The following is a 17,726-nucleotide window of genomic DNA, read 5'->3' on the forward strand; positions in this document are numbered from 1 at the left end:
TTTTTCAAATTATAGCTAAACATACTGTAATTGCTATTGAATGATGGAGAGACATACTCCATTATTTTAGCACGAAGTAACAAATTCAATGAATTGGTTCTTCAAAAATAATTTAAACTTTTACAGTAGGTCATGAAATATTATAGCGATCTCATTAAAAGAAACTTTTATAAGTATCGTTGATGAGAAAGGAAAAGTTGTTAAGGAAGAAGTTGTTGCAAGCGAAAGTAAGGCAATAGCAGATTAGCCAAGGCAAAAAATACGAACCCATAGGAATAGAAAGTGGATAGTTGTCAATATCAATGTGCAAAGAGTTAAGGAGTTTTGGATTACCAGTAATTTGTGTAGATGCAAGGCATATGGCAGCAGCGTTGTCTGCAAGAATCAATAAGAATGATAAAAACGATGCGAGGGGTATAGCGCAGATGATGAGAAGTGTTAGTAAAATCAGTTGTCAAATTAAAATAGCGCTTGGAAGCAGAAGACAGCTAATGTGTAGCAAACAGCAGGTTATTGGAACAATAAGAGGGTTGTTGAAGATACATGGTCGGTAAAGGATCAAAATTTGAAACTTTCGCTTTAAGAATACAAGAGGCAATAAATAATTTGGATGAAATCAGTAGGAGTTCAATTGAAGCGTTAGTTTGTAGTTTGGAAGCAATAGAAAAGTCATTAAGAAAGCTTGACAAAATGCTTTCAGAACAAGGTGAAAAAGACGATGATTGTAAATTGTTAACTACTGTTCCAGGAGTGGGGATTATAGTAGCAATGACGTATAAAGCTGCAATTGATAACCCACATAGGTTTGAGAAATCTGATACAGTTGGAGCATATATAGGGTTGACACCAAGGCAATATTCTTCTGGAGAAGTTGATCGGCATGGCAGCATATCAAAGATGGGACCAGCGGAATGTAGAAGTATGTTATATGAAGCTGCACAAACAATGCTTACAGTTACCAAGAGGACATTTAAATTAAAAAACTGGAGTTGCGAAGAAAAAAGGAATGAAAAAAGCAATTGTAGCAGTAGCAAGAAAATTAGCTGTAATTATGCATAGGATGTTGGTTGATAAAACAGAATTTTATTATCAATAAACATCAAAAGAGCATAGGACAATAATTTTATTGAAAATAAAGATAGCAATGCCGATGGAAGGGACAAGCAAGAACTTAGTTAGACTTCGTGGTAAACATGTTACCGTCCACTTCCGCCTAACAAGTATAATGCGGCTTGACAAGTTTATTGTCATCTCAGACCACGGAGAGAACCATATGCTACTTTTCACTTATGTAAAATTACCAAGGATTATGGAGAAGATATGCTGTTTTGATTTGTGTGAAAATTATTGTTGACTTATGTGCAATTAGAGAACCTAAGTCACTTTAGCTATAATTCAGAATTGAGAGCTTTTAATAACTCTCTAACTCCCACTTAGGTCTTGGTGCAAAATTAAGTGGATCTATATAATTTTTCTGTAACCTTTCAATTCCTGTCCATCCAACCATAATTGCATTGTCTGTACATAGGTCGTTAGGGGGAAAAAATATGTTTAAGTTTATGTGTTGTTTTAATTTTTCTCTCAAGAAATTATTTGCTGCAACTCCGCCGGTAATCACAAAGTCATTGATTTTGATATTTAAAGATTCGGCCATAATAATTGCATTACTAACCCTGTCCAGCAGTATGTCACTAATACACTCTTGAAACGAAGCACATACATCACACACATCTTGCTCGCTCATTTTAAGTTCTTGTACTAAGTTTTTTACTGCTGTTTTAATCCCAGAAAACGAAAAGTTACATCCAGAACGTTTTATCATTGCCCTTGGCAGTTTGAATCTTGTGCCATTGCCTTTTTTAGCCAACTTTTCAATTAATGGGCCTCCTGGGTAGCTTAAACCCAGCATCTTAGCAACTTTATCAAATGCTTCTCCTAGTGAATCATCGAGCGTTTCTCCAAGTTTAATGTATTTACCTACATCCTGTGCAATTAAAAATTGACAGTGACCACCTGATATTAGTAGGACTAAAAATGGAAATTTTACCTCATGCAGTAACCTAATAACCAATGCATGCGCTTCTAAGTGATTCACTGCAATGAATGGTTTTTGTGCTACATGCGCAATTGCTTTAGCCATCATTGTACCAACTATTAATCCACCTATGAGTCCTGGTCCTGATGTTGCTGCAATTGCATTGAGGTCACAAAAGTTAAGGTTAGATTTTTCCACGGCGCTTTTTATTAGACCACTTAAATGCTCCATATGAGCACGTGAAGCTATTTCAGGGATCACCCCACCACGTTTTTTGTGTTCTGCTTGGGAGAGAATTTCGTGAGCAAGGACTTGCTTGTCACTATTTACAATCGCTACTGCAGTTTCGTCGCAGCTTGTTTCAACAGCTAAAATGGTTTTCATGTATATTTAGTTACTGTATTACCAAAACTATACTTTGAAACGCTGTAGAAGTTAACTGCAAAGTTAACTTCTATAGCTAAAAGATTTACCGACAACCGTCATTCCGCTACGTGTTAGCTGATGAGATACCGCGCACAACTGTACGAACATTCATTCTTAAAGGTAAACTGCACAGCAAATGGTGTCATTCCAGTGCTTGACACTGGAATCCAGCCTTGCCGTAATCTCATCAAGAACGTTGTGTTTTAACATAAGATCAGCCACTTTTATGCTCACCAACTTAGTGCCCAATCCAAATTCCTGGATTCCAGTGTCAAGCACTGGAATGACACCATCTACTACTCAAATTACCTGCAAATTGCAATGTTCGTACACCAAAAGAATGAATCGCGGTATGACGGTTCGCGGCGGCATGACGTAGGAAAACCTGCACTATAAGCTAATCATCATCTCCAAATATAGAGCTAATTTTTTTGCCCCCAGGAGAAAATTTATTAGTCCAACTGCTTTGCACTTTGGTTACGTCTTTAGTGGCAGTTTTATTGCTGTATTCCTTGATTTCCTTATCTATTCTCTCCATCATTTGTGAATCAAGGTAGCTCTTTTTCCATTGGCCAGTAGCAAGGAACACTTTGTTTAAGTCTTGAGTGCGGATTAAGTATTCTTTATCTTTAGGGTAAACCTCCTGCGCCCAAGCAAATAGCTCAAAATAGCGTGCAAATAATTCAGATGCACGTGATTTTGCAGTTTGATAAGCCTGTATCTCCTTAAATATAACTTGGCCGATAATTTTCTGCACAAGAATATTTGCTTGCTTTAGGTTCTGCTCAATATCCTGGTAAACTTTATGGAGAAATTCCTGTTCCAAACTTAAGTTCAGTTCATTTTCAACCATGTGTGAAAGTTCATGCACTATAATGTATGGGTTTGACTTCCTCAGTACAATAACATATCTATTTACACTGGAAGACCTGATTGTCTTACACACTCCCTCTTCCATATCCACTAATCCCTCTTGGTATATTTCAAATGAGAGCCTGTTTTGCTTTATTAGTGATAAAGTGAGGTTTAATGTGTTTCTAAACTTCTCAAATTGATAGAGATATTCGACATACCGTATTGCATTTTCACTGCTTCCTACTTGAGTTGCTTGTTTTATTAAATTCCTGATTAGCATACCTTATTATTAAAGGAATTCTTTTTATACTCAAGAATTGATTGGCTACAAAGTGTTTTTAGGAAGCCTGATTGCATAGCTAAAGTAATTCATGTTTACTGATAACCGTCATACCGCTGCTTGTCAGCGGGATCTATGGTGAGATACCGCGAATGAATCCATAGCTGTACGAACATTCATTTTTGAAGGTAAATTGCACAGCAAATGGTGTCATTCCAGTGCTCTTTTTTTGTCATCCCAGTCTGGGATCTATTTTGCATGTAACTCCAATTGTGTTTTGGCATAAAACGCGACACGTATTAGACTTATTTGCAAGCAAAGCTTGCTAGATCCAAGTAGTCAGGACACTGGAATGACACCATAGGGGCACTGCCGTCATAAAGGAACCAGTGTCAGCTACTTGGATAACAGCTAGCCTAACAACCGTCATCCCGCTGCTTGTTAGCGGGATCTAGAGATACCGCGGGGTTGTAAAGTAATTTTTTACATCTAATGCTCGGCCAGTGCCTGCATGATACCACGTATTATCTATACCAAGGTGTTCTGCTTGTAGATATTATACCAACAATCCACTATTTTTTTTATGTCTTGTGGTTTAGTTTCTGGACCTATACTGATTCTAATTGAACACTCTGCTTGCTCTTTTGTTGCCCCCATTGCAAGCAAAACATGGGAAGGCTCAACTTTTCCAGAAGAACATGCGGAGCCATTACTAACTGCAATATGATTCAAGTCAAAATGCATAAGCTGCACATCACTCTTTACTCCTGGCATATAAATAAAACTTGTGTTTGGCAGCCTCTTAGAGTTTTTACCGAAGATTCTTATGTCACTGGCAAGATTTAATAATTCACACTCTAATTGATCACGTAGCTCCTTTACTTCATCCATTTTTGATAGAAGGTCTGGAATATTTTGCAGTGCAGCAGAAAGGCCTGCAATCGCAACAATATTTTCCGTACCACCACGAAATCCCTTCTCTTGTCCACCACCTATTATAATAGGTTCTATCGCAAGTTCTTTATTGAATATTAAAACTCCACTGCCTGCTACACCGCCAAATTTATGGGCGGATAAAGTGAGTAAATCCACTCCTAAATCTTCCATATTAACTTTAATTTTCCCAACACTTTGAGCAGTGTCAGTGTGGCAAATTGCTCCAAATTTGTGGGCTATTTCAGCTATTTCCTCAATAGGTTGAATAACTCCGGTTTCGTTATTTGCCATCATAACTGAAACTATTGCTTTGTTTCCTTTAAGTTCGCTTAGAATTTTTTCTAGCTCTAAAAAGTCAACAATGCCCTCCTGATTAACAGGTATTATATATGGATTACATGCAGAATTAAGAATTGAAGGATGCTCTATAGCTGAAATTATATGCAGGTAGCCTGCTATTCCTCTCATAACAAGGTTATTCGCTTCAGTTGCACCAGACGTAAAAACTATTTCTTTATCACTTGAGACGCCAATAGCACCACGTACGTTATCTCTTGCATCCTGAAGAATCTTCCTCGCTTCTTGTCCTCTTTTATGTAGTGATGATGGATTGAGCGTTTGTTTTAACAAGACCTCAAATATACTTTTTTTTACATTTTCACTAATTGGAGCAGTTGCATTGTAATCAGCATATACGCAACCACTATTTTCTAAAGAGAATGGACTCATCTGTCACTTAAATAAGTTTACCATCAACTATAGCCATAACTATGTACGTTAGCTTTAACACGATAAAAAATTTATTGCAAAAACAGCGAAATTAATACATAATTAATAACTCACGTCATTAATACCTGTCAAGCGGGTTCTTATTAGGGGTTACCATGGTTGAAGTTTTTTTGAATAATGCAACAAGAAAGATAGAAGGTGAATACCACCAAAGCAAAGATGCCAACGCGCCGGTTGTGCTGGTTTTACATCATCATCCTCAATATGGTGGTAATATGGATAGTAAAATTGTACATAGTACATATACGTCTTTTATCGATAACAATTTTTCTGCATTGAAAATTAACTTTCGTGGTGTGGGAAAATCTACCGGAACTTTTGATAAGGGTATAGGAGAATTAACTGACGCTGCGGTAGCCATTGATTGGCTTCAGGAACATAATCCTAGCAATGTTCCAATTTGGATCGCTGGTTTTTCTTTTGGAGCATGGGTGGCTATGCAGCTAACAATGCGCCGCCCTGAGATAGTGGGTTTTATTGCTCTTTCTCTTCCGGTAACTAAGTACGATTTTTCTTTTCTTTCTCCCTGTCCAGTTTCTGGGCTTATAATACAAAGCAGTAATGATACAATCTCAGAAGAAAGCGATGTAACAGAATTAGCAAAAAGGTTGATAAATTCAGTAAGAAGTGATCACATGAAATACTATATAATAGATGATACTAATCACTTTCTAAAGGATAAAGAAGAGGAAGTGACTCAAATCGTGGACAATTATATAAAACTGCGCTTGAATAGTGCAACTATTTCTTTTCAAAAGGTCAAAAAAGAGGTAAGGGTAAAAGAATATGCCTAATCTTTACAAACAAGAGAAATGAGTGTAGTAATATAAATGAAAAGGTTTTGTTATGTTTAAAAAGCTATTATTTTTTGTTTTAGCTGTGTTTATGTTATCGGGGTGTTCCCTAAGTAAACAGCGTAAGTTAAAAAGTCCGTGTATAAAAAGCAATGAAAGCATTTCATGCGAGTTGTACTCTGTTAATGATCATTGGTTAGATAAGTATAAGGCATAGAAATTGTGCTATTTTTCCTATTCACAACTTCACTAATGATCGATCTCTCAATTGGAAAATGCAGTCTGCCTTTTCTGCAAGGAGATGATTGTGTGTTACTATAAGCATAGAGCTGTTATTTTCCTTTACGTATGAATGTAGCAGTAAAAACACGTTAAAAGAATTTGTTGGATCTAAGTTTCCTGTTGGCTCATCTGCAAGTAAAAGCTTTGGAGAATTTACAATGCTTCTTGCAATTGCAACTCTCTGCCTTTCCCCACCCGAAACTTCAGATACCATGCTACTTGCTTTGTTTTCCAGACCAAATTTTTCCAACATTGCTTGCGAATTTTTTTTTGCTTCAGCTTTGCTTTTTCCTGCAATGAGTTGAGGAAGCATAATATTTTCCAACACCGATAACTCTTGTAACAAATAGTGAAATTGATAAACAAAACTAAGAAAATTTCTTCTTACATGAGTTTTATGCTTATTACTGGCTTGTGTGCAATTTATTCCATCTATCGTAACTATACCTGAAGTTGGCTTGTCCAACAAGCCTGCGATTTGCAATATAGTTGTTTTCCCTGCACCTGAATCGCCAATCAGCGCTACTACTTGCCCTCTTGTGACACTTAAGTTGATATCCTTTACAACAGCAGAATTGTTCTTGAAGCTTTTATCTACGGAAGTTAGTTCTAGTGCTACATTACCACCCATGTTTAAAAGATCCAGAAGGCATCTAAGTTTTAGTAATAATTAAACCGAAAAACTGTTACCACAACCACATTGAGACTTAGCAAAGGCATTCTTTATTTGAAAACCAGAACCACTGAGATCCTCAGTATAATCTATAACTGAGTTATTTAAAAATTTTGCTGAACAATTATCAACCATTAATACAGGGTTTCCATTTTCATCATTAATTACTATATCTTTACCTTTTTCGCTAAAACTGGAGTGGCTTCTATAGTCCTCACTTTCTTCATAGTCATCATCTTCGTCTTCGTCATCAAACTCATCATCGTAATCATCGTCTTCATCATCCAAAGATAGATTTTTATTCATTTGATCCATAAGAAAATTGTATTTGAAGCCAGAACATCCACCACCTGAAACTGCAACCCGTAAAATGGAACTCTTATCCCCTTCCTGCTCTGCAAGAGAGTGGATTTTTTTTAGTGCATTATCAGTTAAGTTGATGTTGTAATTTGTTGACATAGTAACCACCGTTTATTATTGATAACTTATTATAGTAGAAATTTTACATGTCAAACAATAACTTTCTATTAAATTATGCATGTTTTCCAAGCAAAACAAAAGGGAGATACTTCAAAGAGCCAGAAGATGAGAATCGCAGCTGCTTTCAGCGTGATAGGGACCGTATCATTCACTCTAATGCGTTTAGAAAATTGGAGTACAAAACACAAGTTTTTATCAATTATGAGCACGACTACTATCGCACTCGGCTTACTCATAGCCTTGAAGTTGCACAAATTGCAAGGTCCATTGCGCGTAGACTTGGCTTAAATGAGGATATCACTGAATGCATAGCGCTCGCACATGATCTTGGTCATCCTCCATTTGGTCATGCAGGTGAAGATGCTCTAAAGAAATCAGTTCAAGATTTGAATCTTGATAACGAGAAGTATGAGTTTGATCATAATGTTCAAGCTATAAGGATTTTAACTTACCTCGAACAAAAACATGCTGATTTTGATGGTATGAATCTAAGTTGGGAGGTGATTGAAGGAGTTGCAAAACATAACGGTCCCTTGCTTGGTCAAAACGCGGAGTCTTCTACAAATAATCAGCTGTTATTAGAATACAACAAAAAATATGATCTAAAACTTGAAGAATTTTCAAGCATTGAAGCGCAAGTTGCTTCAATTGCCGATGATATTGCTTACAGTGTTCACGATCTTGATGATGCACTCAGGGCGAATTTAGTAACCATCGAAGATTTGCTGAATGTTCCTTTAATTGAAAAAATGTTTAAAGACATAAGGAGCAGATATTCAGAATTGCCTCAGAGCAAACTCATACATGAATCACTGAGTGGAACTATAGGAACTATGATAAGTGATGTTGTTTCTCAGACTGAAAGAAATATTGAAGATCACAAAATAAAAAGCGTAGAAGACGTAAGAAGTCTAAATAAAATGCTAGTCACATTTTCACCAGAAGTTGCGAATGCTACAAAAGAAATGAAAAGATTCAACATGGAGAAAATATACAGAAGCTATAAACTGAGTAGAACGATGAACAAAGCAAAACGCATAATACAGGAACTCTTTCAATGTTTTTATGAAAACCCAGGATTACTTCCCACAGAGTGGAGCAAACTCGCTTGTGAATCTCAGCGTTCAGTAATAATATGTGACTATATCTCAGGTATGACAGATAGATTTGCTATACACGAGCACAGAAGAATTTTTGATACCTCATACGAAATGACTTCTTTCTAATGACTGATGATCATTTCATGTCAATTGCATTAAGGCTTGCAGAAAAAAATCTTGGAAATGTTGCACCAAATCCTGCTGTCGGGTGTATTATTGTAAAGGATGGTACAATTGTTAGTGAGGGATACACAGGGATTGGTGGGCGTCCGCATGCGGAGGTAGTCGCTTTGCAAAACGCTAAAGATTCAACTCATGGCGCAACTATATATATCACTCTTGAGCCATGTTGTCATCACGGAGTCACGGGGCCTTGCACTGCAAAAATCATAAAAGCTAGCATAAAAAGAGTAGTAATTGCAACTATTGACCCAGATAGTAGAGTTTCAGGCAGAGGCATGAAAGCTCTGAAAGAAGCAGGAATTGAAGTTGAGCAAGGTATTATGCAAAAAGAGGCAAAAGAACTGAATGTCGGTTTTTTCACCACTAAAGAATTACATAGACCATTTATAGCTTGCAAAGTCGCAACAACTCTTGACGGAAAAATCGCAACATTTACAGGCGATAGCAAATGGATAACAAGTGAAAATACGAGAAACTGGGTGCATGAGCTCAGAACGAAATATGATGCAATTATGATTGGCAGCAATACTCTTATTAATGATGATCCACTCTTAAGTTGCAGATTACCAGGACTCGGAAGTAGATCGCCAATAAGGCTAATTATAGATAGTCAAGGGAGATTAAAGGAAGAGCATAACATTGCAAAGACTGCAGACAAAGTAATAACTTGGGTCATCACAAATAAAGAAGTAGAGAAAAAAATAAAAAACATTAACTACTTAGTAGTTAATTCAAGCAACGCAGGTAAGGTTTGCCTAAAGGACATGGCATTAAAACTTGTTTCAGAAATTGGTATAACAAGATTATTAGTTGAAGGTGGAGGAGTGTTAATCACAGAACTATTAAAGTGTAATTTAATCGACAGGTTGATAATATGCCGCAGTGGTAAAATTTTAGGCAATGATGCCACTCCTTTTGTAGGAGATTTAGGGATTCAATTCATTAACAACTGTTATCAGTTTAAAAAAACAAAGATAATAGAGTTTAGTGAGGATATAGTTGAGGTTTGGGATAGGTCGTCATAATCCTTACATACTCAAACAGTAAAAAAAAGGTATCCGTTCAGCGGAGCGGTAAAATAAAAAGTAGACAAGGAGTGCTAAAAACATAATATCACAAGTAGTATGTGTGGTAAATATGTCTGATCTACTAGCTAGTCTTCTCAAGCTCTGTGAAAGCTTTAAAATAGAGATAGAGCAACTAAAAGCAGAGATAAAGAGGTTAGAGATAGAAAACGAAAATTTTAGATCTGAGAATAAGGCGCTAAGAATCGAAAATGCTGAATTGAAAGAAAGACTAGGTCTGAATTCACAAAATTCATCGATACCGAGCTCAAAAGAGTTATACAAGCTAAAGAAGAAAAAGAAAAAAAGTGACAGGAAAATAGGGGCACAGATTGGGCATGAAGGAAAGTATCGCCCTAAAATGGAAGCAGATGAAGTGGTGAAAATAGAGTTCTTGCGAGTGCGGAGGAGAAATTGCGATATCGAAAGAGCCATACATTCATCAAAAAGTTGATTTGCCAGCTTATGTTGTGGAATACCAATGGCCGCTGTTGCAAGTGTGGAAAAAGAAAAAGTAGCAGGCTACCAGAAGGTGTTACTGCGGATACATTTGGTCCAAAAGTTAAGTCAACAATTGCGGCGCTGAGCGGATTTTACAAGAACTCGAAAAGAGAAGTAGCAAATATTATAAAAAATATTTTCAACCTGGACATCAGTGTTGGTAGCGTGTCAAATAGCGAGGCTAGAGTTGCAGAAAAATGCCAAGAAGCATATGAGCAAATCGAGCAAGAAGTAAGTAAAAGTGAAGTTCTGCATATCGATGAAACGAGCCATTATAACAAAGGTAAACTTGGTTGGTGCTGGATGTTTGCCAGTAATACAGCAAGTTTTATAAAATTGACAGAGTCAAGAGGAATGAAGGTTTTACAAAATAGTAAGTTCTGCAATCGCAATAGCTTACGACAGGTACGCAGCATACAACTACTTTGCCGATAAGAATAGGCAAATCTGTTGGGCACATTTATCAAGAGATTTTGAAAGATTAGCACATAGTTGAAGTTAAAGTTCTGGGCTGTTACTTAAGAAACGTAGCCACTGAATTATTTGCACTAAAAAAGGCCTTGCTAAAAAATGAGATAGATGTTTTTAGATTTACCAGACGTGCCAGAAAGTTGCGAAAACGTACAAGGTATTACTTGAAGCCGTTTACCTGAAGCAATTGGAGCTTCTCGAGTTGCAAAGAATATTTTGAAATCTGAAAGAATGATGTGGAAATTTTTAGATGACCCAGAAAACATTCCGCTGACAAACAACCATGCTGAACAGCAGATACGGCATTATGTCGTTTATCGCAAAAATTCATATTTTACCCAATCGAAGTGGGGAACTTGAACGGATAATTTCATTATACTTGACATGGAAACAAAGGGGTCTCAATCCTTTCCAAAACCTCTTATCTATCATCTCTCACACCGCTTAGCTGAACGGATACAACCCAAGAAAGGTTTTTCTACGTCATACCGCCGCGGTATCTCAGCATAGATTCCGCTAACGAGTAGCGGAATGACGAATTTGTTGTTTTTCAAATTGTAGGTAAACCTAAGCCACTTTAGCTATATAGGATTACTACGATGGATTTTTAAGATAGTTTATGGCCTTCTTAATATCTTCAGCCTTGAATATCGCCGATCCCGCAACTAAAATATCTGCACCTGCTTTTATTATATCAGCTGCGTTAAAAAAGTTAATTCCACCATCTACTGAAATTTGTGTTTTAAGGTTACGCTCTTGTATCATTTTTTTTATAGTAGATATCTTGTTCAACTGTGAATGAATGAATTCCTGCCCTCCAAAGCCAGGGTTGACTGTCATAATCAGCACAATATCTAGCTCATGTATTATATATTCAAGCACACTTGGAGAAGTTGAAGGAACAATTGAAACTCCAACTTGAATCGGTTTTTTTTCGTCGTTTACATTTTTGTATGACTTTATCTTTCTTATCAACCTCTCAAGGTGTGTCTCTGCTTCTACATGTACAGTGATAATATCAGCACCAGCATTTATAAAGCTTTCAATGTGGTTACCAGGAGATTTGACCATTAAATGCACATCAAAAGGAAGATTGCTATATTTACGTATTGCAGAAACAACGCTAGGACCAATTGTAATATTTGGAACGAAATTCCCATCCATAACGTCTATGTGTATGTAATCCACACCTAAATCGCTAATTTTTCTTATTTCTTCCCCTAATTTTGCAAAATCTGCTGAAAGTATAGAAGGTGCAATTTTAATACTCATGAGCTGCCTTTTTTGCTAAAAAATAACTTATTTTCAAAACTCTGTCACCCTAAGCACCATCTGAGTAGCTAGAGACCGATATCGGTATGCCTATTTAACTAGATCTTAAATTAGATAAAAAAAGGTAGTCTTGATAAAACTTACTTACAGCAAGTTTTTTTACATTTGGACTTTCTGTTTGTTCTTTTTTGTACCCTAATTTATAGCTTATTGAATCCTTGTATAAACTGATCGTTTTGTATGCTTTGTTCATCTCTCTAGGAAAGATGCCGTTAGCAATTACGACGCATAACCCTGTAGCTGTTGCAAAAGCTAGAGTGGTAAATGCTAGATTTTGTAAAAAATTCCTTCCACTAACTTTTTTTTCCTGTATATTAGCAGAGTGCGATTTGTTTGACACTTCTTCTAGATATTCATGCCATATGTGATTGCAGTTCGTACATTTTACCTTTCTTCCAGACGCGCCAATTTGCTTAGGAGATACTAAGTAAGTTTTAGTACAACTATTACATTGTATTTTCATAGCACTTACATATAAGTAGTAACAAGCCCAAATGATACGAGCTACAAATTTAATATCAATATATATATAACAAATGGAAGGTTTGCAACTAAAAAAAACACAGAGTGAGATAAAAGATATTTGGAAAAATAGAGAAAAATTTAATGACTGTAATCTAAAGAAAACAGCAAGAATAGCAATTAAAGAGGTAATTGAGCTCCTTGATAGTGGCAAAATTAGAGTAGCAGAAAAGCTATCAAGTGGAGAATGGGTAGTACATAAGTGGATAAAGCAAGCAATATTATTACATTTTCTCACCGAAGAAAATAAAATAATAGATAATACCAATTGCTGGTTTGATAAGATCGGTAACAAGTTTAGTGAATGGAATGAGGAGAAATTTCGCCGGTTAAAAATTAGAGCAGTTCCTGGGTGTTTTGTTCGCCGATCTGCTTATATAGGTACAAATGTTGTTCTAATGCCAAGTTTTATCAACGTTGGTGCATATGTTGATTCAGGAACAATGATAGATACCTGGTCAACGATTGGTAGCTGTGCGCAAATAGGAAAAAACTGTCATATTTCTGGTGGAGTGGGAATAGGTGGAGTTCTTGAGCCTATTCAAGCTTCACCTGTCATTATAGAAGATAATTGCTTTATTGGAGCACGTAGCGAAGTGGCCGAGGGTGTGGTAGTGAGAGAAGGATCAGTCCTTGGCATAGGCGTGTTTATTGGGGCATCAACAAAGATTATTGATAGAGAAACTAGCAAGGTATTTTACGGCGAAGTGCCACCTTATTCTGTAGTGGTACCAGGGTCTATTCCATCTAAAAATAATATTTCAACCTATTGTGCAGTCATAGTAAAAAAAGTGGATGAAAAGACGAGATCGAAAATCTCTATAAATGAAATATTGAGGGATTAAACTATCTTACTCCTTGTCGTCACTTTTTTTATCATTATTACTAACCACAGTAATGGCATACGCGCATAACTCTGAGAAAGAGACTCCATTTTCTTGAGATAGTTTATATAATTTTTGTAGACTTTCTTTTACTTTATTAGGGATATTCCCTCCACGTTCTTTTACAAGCCAGGAATCTTGATGATGAATTGGATGAGCATCGCTTTTTGGATTTCCTATATATATTGCAAAAGGTGAACTTTGCCCTTTGAAGTCACATTGTACAGTAAATTTTTTTATAGATTCGGCCATTTAAAGACCTCTACTTTTCTTTTTGGTCGATTTTATAGCAGGTGGAAGAGGTGGTTTCTTTATAAAATCTTGTCTATTGACAACACTTTCTCTACCTTCCAAAGCTCGGCGAACATCAGCTCTGCTTAATTGCGACTCTTTTGCTACCTTCATTCCATGCTTTGCCATAATATTAGCACATGCTAGTACTTTTTTTACCAATTCTAGATCACCATTTAGCATTTGAACTAGCACTTGAAACACTTCCGCTAAAGTTAGCCCATCAGCATTTATAACCTTGTTTTCTATAAAATTGACAGCTTCTTCAAATTTGTATTCAATACTATCATCTTGAGGTATAAGGGCAACATAATCGGTGTTTTTGTCGTCCATAACTGAAGCACTATTACTCACAAACTTAAGTTTATACTATATATATAAATACTCTACTATTTTATATTATGGCACGCTATAGTTAAACATTTATTAATAACATGCTCACTTATATACACGAATTAATTGACAAAAGTCAAGGATCAATATCCATCAGTGATTTCATGAATGCCGTTTTGTACCATGAAAAATACGGCTATTATACAAGTAAATTACCGCTTGGTAAGGATGGTGATTTTACTACCGCACCTGAGATCAGCCAATTATTTGGTGAAGTAATTGCAGTTTGGATAATGCATACATGGGAAAAATTAGGAAAGCCATCAAAATTTTCTCTAGTTGAACTTGGGCCAGGCAAAGGAACACTCATTCACGATATAATAAGAGTCACTAAAAAATACAGCAGCTTTTTTAATTCAATGTTGATCCACTTAGTTGAAATAAGCCCTACTTTACGGAAGATACAAAAGGAAAAATTAAAAAGCTTAGATGTTAATTGGCACAAAAATATTGACAACCTACCAGAACAACCAACCATTTTTTTAGCAAATGAGTTCTTTGACGCTCTTCCGATAGATCAGTTTGTATATCATGATGAGGGGTGGTATGAAAATATGGTTACAAAACAAGATGATGGCAGTCTCTTGGTGTCATGCCAGTGCGTGACACTGGAATCCAGAAAAAAAGAATCATGGATTCCAGTGTCAGCTACTCAGATGACAAATGGAAAATTTTTTAATGGTGCAGTGGTGGAAATATGTTCAGTTGGGGTTGAAATATTAAAAAAACTTGAGAAGAAGATATATAATAATAAAGGAGCTGCTTTGATTGTAGATTACGGTTATGTATACCCCGCATATAAGAGCACTTTGCAATCGATAAAACAACATAAGTATGCTAATTTTCTTGAGAATGTTGGTAATAGTGATATTACCGCACTTGTGAACTTTCAAGCGTTAAGAGATCCATTAAAGCATGTAGATTGTGAGATTTTAACTCAAAGGGAATTTTTATATCTTTTTGGCATAAAAGAAAGAACCCAGGCTTTAATGAAAAGCGCAAGTGATGAACAAAAGAATAGGATCTTTAGTGAATTCTTAAGGTTGACTGAAAATATGGGCACTCTTTTTAAAGCAATGCTATTGATATAGCTAACCCAAGAAAGGTTTCCCTACATCATACCGCCGCGATATCTCAGCATAGATTCCGCTAACGAGTAGCGGAATGACGAGCTTATTGTCATGCCGCCGCGAACCGTCATACCGCGATTCATTCGCGGTATCCCAGCCGCTAACAAAGCGGGATGACGAGCTTATCGTCATGCCGCCGCGAACCGTCATACCGCTGCGGTATCTCAGCCGCTAATAAGTAGCGGGATGACGGTTGTCTCCTAGCTGTCATCCCAGTACTGGTAGACTCAAATCACAATGCTCGTATAGCTGCAACCCTGGAGGTACTGTTTCTCACCCACTGCAAATATTGCACGGTACTGTCCACTTGGTCGTCGTGGCGCGTTTCAGGAAACATTAAAATCTCATACTCAAAATCGTTCAGCCATACTGCTTGATGTGGCAGAAAAACCTTGCCAGACTCTATAATCGGAACAATTTGATGAAATCGAGTGAGCTTGTCATCATGTGGCACTATTTCAATAATCGGTAAATCACTGTTTGTCTTTAGCTCTTGCACCAATTGTTGACCACTTGTTTTTGCTTCGATTAAAATTGCGTGTGGCGTCCATCTTGCAGCTAGTGACAAAACCTGTTCTTTAAGCTTTGGATACTCAAGCTTTGCGCGATATACGTCGAGTAAATAGAATTTATTATCTATTTTTGCCCAGGTGGTGCAGACACTAAAGTTGCTCATGTTACTTGTTGAAACCGCAGTATCCCAACTTTGTGTTATATGCGAGAGATTATCAGGAAATTTTTTATAGCGTTTCAACCACTCTGATTTAATTATACCACTTGAAAGCGGCAGAGGGTTTTGTTGATATTGAGCAGCAAAAGCGTAACTCCCAAGTTCAGCTTTTATTATCTCAACTTCTTCTTTTCCTCCATCGAGGGGATATAACAACTGACCTTCTTCTCTTGAATATAATATCCTTACAGGTGACGCTGGTTTATTATATAATCGCCTGGTCGCACAGTGCTGAGCTACTCGGATGACAGGAACGGGAGGCATTGGCTTTTTGATTGAATAAATAACCTGCTTATTTTCAGAAATCATTGGCAAACAAATATGATGCCATATGTTTTTTGGCTTGGAGAGAAGGTGTCCAGTTAAGTCCTCCTGGTGTAGCCTGTGCATTACAAGAACGATGACTCCTTTTTTTCTATCGTTCAGCCTGGTTACTAAAGTCTGATCAAACCAGTTTGTGGCACGCTTTCTAAGCGTTTCACTCAAAGCTTGAGCAGAACTGAGCGGATCGTCCACAATGATAAAATCACCACCTTCACCAGTTAGTGTTCCACCAACTGATGTTGCGATTCTGTATCCTCTCTGCACTGTTTGAAATTTATATTTGGTATTCTGGTCTTTGGATAGTTCTATCTCTGGAAATAGCGCTCTATACCAACTAGACTGCATCACGCACCTGGTGTCGAGCGAGTGCTTTTCGCTGAGCCGCTGAGAATAACTTGCAACTATTATTCTCGCAGTTGGTTGGTTTCCCAGTATCCATGCGGGCCACGCAACGCTTATGCACATGGACTTCATCGAGCGCGGAGGCATATTGAATATTATTCGTTTCACTTCACCAGCGCTCGCTGCTTCCAGCCTGTCTGCTATGACTTTTATATACTGATAATCGTTATACTCACACCCCGGCACTACCGTTTGAAAGCACAGTTCAATGAATTTTAGAAAGTTCATGATATAATGTTGAAACCAACGCGTGACGCTGGGATGACAAAAAAAGGAGCACTGGAATGACACCTTACTTAACCGTCATACCGCGATTCATTCGCGGTATCTCTTAACATAGATCCCGCTAACACGTAGCGGGATGACGGTTGTTGTTTAGCTATAAATATTAAGAAATTTACCAAATGAAAAAAAAGGCAAAAGAAGCCCCGTGGTTATTATCCGCTTTAAAATATTGGCGTTTTTTATGTTTTAAACGCTTGACAAGCAAGATTAAGCTGCTTTTAATTGCAACTAACTTACGCTGCAAATGTTTAAGAAATTTACCAAGCAGAAAAAAAGACAAAGAATCCCCGAGTTAGCTAGTCTTTTACTATCTCTGTCGAGTATTGGCATTTTTTGATGTCTTGTAACGCTTTATAAGCGCGTTCAGCTTATTTAGATAAAAATCTAGATGTAGATGAAGTTTTGTAAAGACATACAGTATCTATATACTGCAAAAAATTGAACATAAGACGCCGATACATTAAGTAATCCTTACCTTTTAATCTGCAGATTGGCGAGAGCAAATACAATAGCTTCACTATCATGATAAGGGCGCTGGCGAAGGGTGTCAAGTAAGTTTTTTCG

18 protein-coding genes and 2 pseudogenes are annotated in these 17,726 nt (G+C 37.0%); 9 read left to right on the forward strand and 11 right to left on the reverse strand.

What is annotated here, in order from left to right:
• The first annotated feature begins 302 nt into the window (after nucleotides 1-302).
• Both ACQH2O_RS06085 and ACQH2O_RS06090 read left to right on the forward strand, forming a co-directional pair.
• The gene (locus ACQH2O_RS06085; RefSeq protein ID WP_010081945.1) at nucleotides 303-554 is read left to right on the forward strand and encodes a hypothetical protein; all 252 of its coding nucleotides are present in this window, start codon (nucleotides 303-305) and stop codon (nucleotides 552-554) included.
• A complete protein-coding gene (locus tag ACQH2O_RS06090) occupies nucleotides 544-1,059 on the forward strand; it encodes an IS110 family transposase (protein ID WP_022626334.1) in 516 nt (171 codons plus the stop codon). Before ACQH2O_RS06085 ends, ACQH2O_RS06090 begins: the two co-directional genes overlap by 11 nt.
• A 352-nt stretch (nucleotides 1,060-1,411) precedes the next feature.
• Here ACQH2O_RS06090 and tsaD read toward each other — a convergent pair whose 3' ends face one another.
• Both tsaD and ACQH2O_RS06100 read right to left on the reverse strand, forming a co-directional pair.
• Nucleotides 1,412-2,419, reverse strand: a complete 1,008-nt coding sequence (tsaD, locus tag ACQH2O_RS06095; protein WP_010962772.1) for a tRNA (adenosine(37)-N6)-threonylcarbamoyltransferase complex transferase subunit TsaD — start codon at nucleotides 2,417-2,419, stop codon at nucleotides 1,412-1,414.
• Between the two features lie 156 nt (nucleotides 2,420-2,575).
• The gene (locus ACQH2O_RS06100) at nucleotides 2,576-2,740 is read right to left on the reverse strand and encodes a hypothetical protein (RefSeq protein WP_022626335.1); all 165 of its coding nucleotides are present in this window, start codon (nucleotides 2,738-2,740) and stop codon (nucleotides 2,576-2,578) included.
• On the opposite strand from ACQH2O_RS06100, the pseudogene ACQH2O_RS06105 reads away from it, so the two are divergent.
• Nucleotides 2,718-2,819 (forward strand): annotated as a pseudogene (locus tag ACQH2O_RS06105) (WPE palindromic element domain-containing protein); the annotation flags it as partial. The gene ACQH2O_RS06100 and the pseudogene ACQH2O_RS06105 overlap by 23 nt on opposite strands.
• A 39-nt stretch (nucleotides 2,820-2,858) precedes the next feature.
• On the opposite strand, the gene ACQH2O_RS06110 reads toward ACQH2O_RS06105, so the two are convergent.
• Nucleotides 2,859-3,596, reverse strand: coding sequence for a WD_0702 family putative metalloprotease (locus ACQH2O_RS06110; protein ID WP_010081987.1), 738 nt, complete (start codon nucleotides 3,594-3,596; stop codon nucleotides 2,859-2,861).
• Between the two features lie 528 nt (nucleotides 3,597-4,124).
• Nucleotides 4,125-5,261, reverse strand: coding sequence for a cysteine desulfurase family protein (locus ACQH2O_RS06115; protein WP_010081988.1), 1,137 nt, complete (start codon nucleotides 5,259-5,261; stop codon nucleotides 4,125-4,127).
• Between the two features lie 155 nt (nucleotides 5,262-5,416).
• Between ACQH2O_RS06115 and ACQH2O_RS06120 the strand changes: the two genes are divergently transcribed.
• Complete coding sequence (locus tag ACQH2O_RS06120; RefSeq protein ID WP_010081989.1) at nucleotides 5,417-6,115, forward strand: alpha/beta hydrolase; 699 nt, start codon at nucleotides 5,417-5,419, stop codon at nucleotides 6,113-6,115.
• A gap of 238 nt (nucleotides 6,116-6,353) precedes the next feature.
• Here the strand turns inward: ACQH2O_RS06120 and ACQH2O_RS06125 are convergent, their stop codons facing one another.
• Together ACQH2O_RS06125 and ACQH2O_RS06130 are read right to left on the reverse strand one after the other, a co-directional pair.
• Nucleotides 6,354-7,028: an ABC transporter ATP-binding protein gene (locus ACQH2O_RS06125; protein WP_010962776.1), complete on the reverse strand. Its 675-nt coding sequence runs from the start codon at nucleotides 7,026-7,028 to the stop codon at nucleotides 6,354-6,356.
• 39 nt (nucleotides 7,029-7,067) lie between these two features.
• Nucleotides 7,068-7,529, reverse strand: coding sequence for a HesB/IscA family protein (locus ACQH2O_RS06130; RefSeq protein ID WP_010081891.1), 462 nt, complete (start codon nucleotides 7,527-7,529; stop codon nucleotides 7,068-7,070).
• Nucleotides 7,530-7,576: 47 nt separating this feature from the next.
• Here ACQH2O_RS06130 and ACQH2O_RS06135 point away from each other — a divergent pair, with 47 nt between their 5' ends.
• From ACQH2O_RS06135 to tnpC, 3 genes and pseudogenes are all read left to right on the forward strand, one after another.
• On the forward strand, nucleotides 7,577-8,776 hold the full coding sequence (locus ACQH2O_RS06135; protein WP_070356885.1) for a deoxyguanosinetriphosphate triphosphohydrolase: 1,200 nt from the start codon (nucleotides 7,577-7,579) through the stop codon (nucleotides 8,774-8,776).
• Complete coding sequence (ribD, locus tag ACQH2O_RS06140) at nucleotides 8,776-9,858, forward strand: bifunctional diaminohydroxyphosphoribosylaminopyrimidine deaminase/5-amino-6-(5-phosphoribosylamino)uracil reductase RibD (RefSeq protein ID WP_425385147.1); 1,083 nt, start codon at nucleotides 8,776-8,778, stop codon at nucleotides 9,856-9,858. The genes ACQH2O_RS06135 and ribD overlap by 1 nt, the downstream gene beginning before the upstream one ends.
• Before the next feature lie 112 nt (nucleotides 9,859-9,970).
• Nucleotides 9,971-11,317: pseudogene (tnpC, locus tag ACQH2O_RS06145) on the forward strand (IS66 family transposase).
• A gap of 146 nt (nucleotides 11,318-11,463) precedes the next feature.
• Here tnpC and rpe read toward each other — a convergent pair.
• On the reverse strand, nucleotides 11,464-12,141 hold the full coding sequence (rpe, locus tag ACQH2O_RS06150; protein WP_425385148.1) for a ribulose-phosphate 3-epimerase: 678 nt from the start codon (nucleotides 12,139-12,141) through the stop codon (nucleotides 11,464-11,466).
• A 94-nt stretch (nucleotides 12,142-12,235) separates the two neighbouring features.
• On the reverse strand, nucleotides 12,236-12,664 hold the full coding sequence (locus ACQH2O_RS06155) for a zinc-ribbon domain-containing protein (RefSeq protein ID WP_425385149.1): 429 nt from the start codon (nucleotides 12,662-12,664) through the stop codon (nucleotides 12,236-12,238).
• A 73-nt stretch (nucleotides 12,665-12,737) separates the two neighbouring features.
• Here ACQH2O_RS06155 and dapD point away from each other — a divergent pair, with 73 nt between their 5' ends.
• On the forward strand, nucleotides 12,738-13,568 hold the full coding sequence (gene dapD, locus ACQH2O_RS06160) for a 2,3,4,5-tetrahydropyridine-2,6-dicarboxylate N-succinyltransferase (protein ID WP_010962782.1): 831 nt from the start codon (nucleotides 12,738-12,740) through the stop codon (nucleotides 13,566-13,568).
• 6 nt (nucleotides 13,569-13,574) lie between these two features.
• Here dapD and ACQH2O_RS06165 read toward each other — a convergent pair whose 3' ends face one another.
• Both ACQH2O_RS06165 and ACQH2O_RS06170 read right to left on the reverse strand, forming a co-directional pair.
• Nucleotides 13,575-13,859 (reverse strand): DUF2610 domain-containing protein, encoded by a 285-nt coding sequence (locus ACQH2O_RS06165; protein ID WP_010962783.1) that lies wholly within the window; start codon nucleotides 13,857-13,859, stop codon nucleotides 13,575-13,577.
• Entirely contained in the window at nucleotides 13,860-14,231 is a 372-nt protein-coding gene (locus ACQH2O_RS06170; protein ID WP_022626336.1) for a hypothetical protein, read from the reverse strand.
• 101 nt (nucleotides 14,232-14,332) lie between these two features.
• Here ACQH2O_RS06170 and ACQH2O_RS06175 point away from each other — a divergent pair, with 101 nt between their 5' ends.
• Complete coding sequence (locus ACQH2O_RS06175) at nucleotides 14,333-15,382, forward strand: class I SAM-dependent methyltransferase (RefSeq protein ID WP_010962785.1); 1,050 nt, start codon at nucleotides 14,333-14,335, stop codon at nucleotides 15,380-15,382.
• A 271-nt stretch (nucleotides 15,383-15,653) separates the two neighbouring features.
• On the opposite strand, the gene terL is transcribed toward ACQH2O_RS06175, so the two are convergent.
• On the reverse strand, nucleotides 15,654-17,105 hold the full coding sequence (gene terL / locus ACQH2O_RS06180; RefSeq protein ID WP_425385150.1) for a phage terminase large subunit: 1,452 nt from the start codon (nucleotides 17,103-17,105) through the stop codon (nucleotides 15,654-15,656).
• Between the last annotated feature and the right edge of the window lie 621 nt (nucleotides 17,106-17,726).

Source organism: Wolbachia endosymbiont (group B) of Schoenobius gigantella (assembly GCF_964031005.1).
GTDB lineage: Bacteria > Pseudomonadota > Alphaproteobacteria > Rickettsiales > Anaplasmataceae > Wolbachia > Wolbachia pipientis.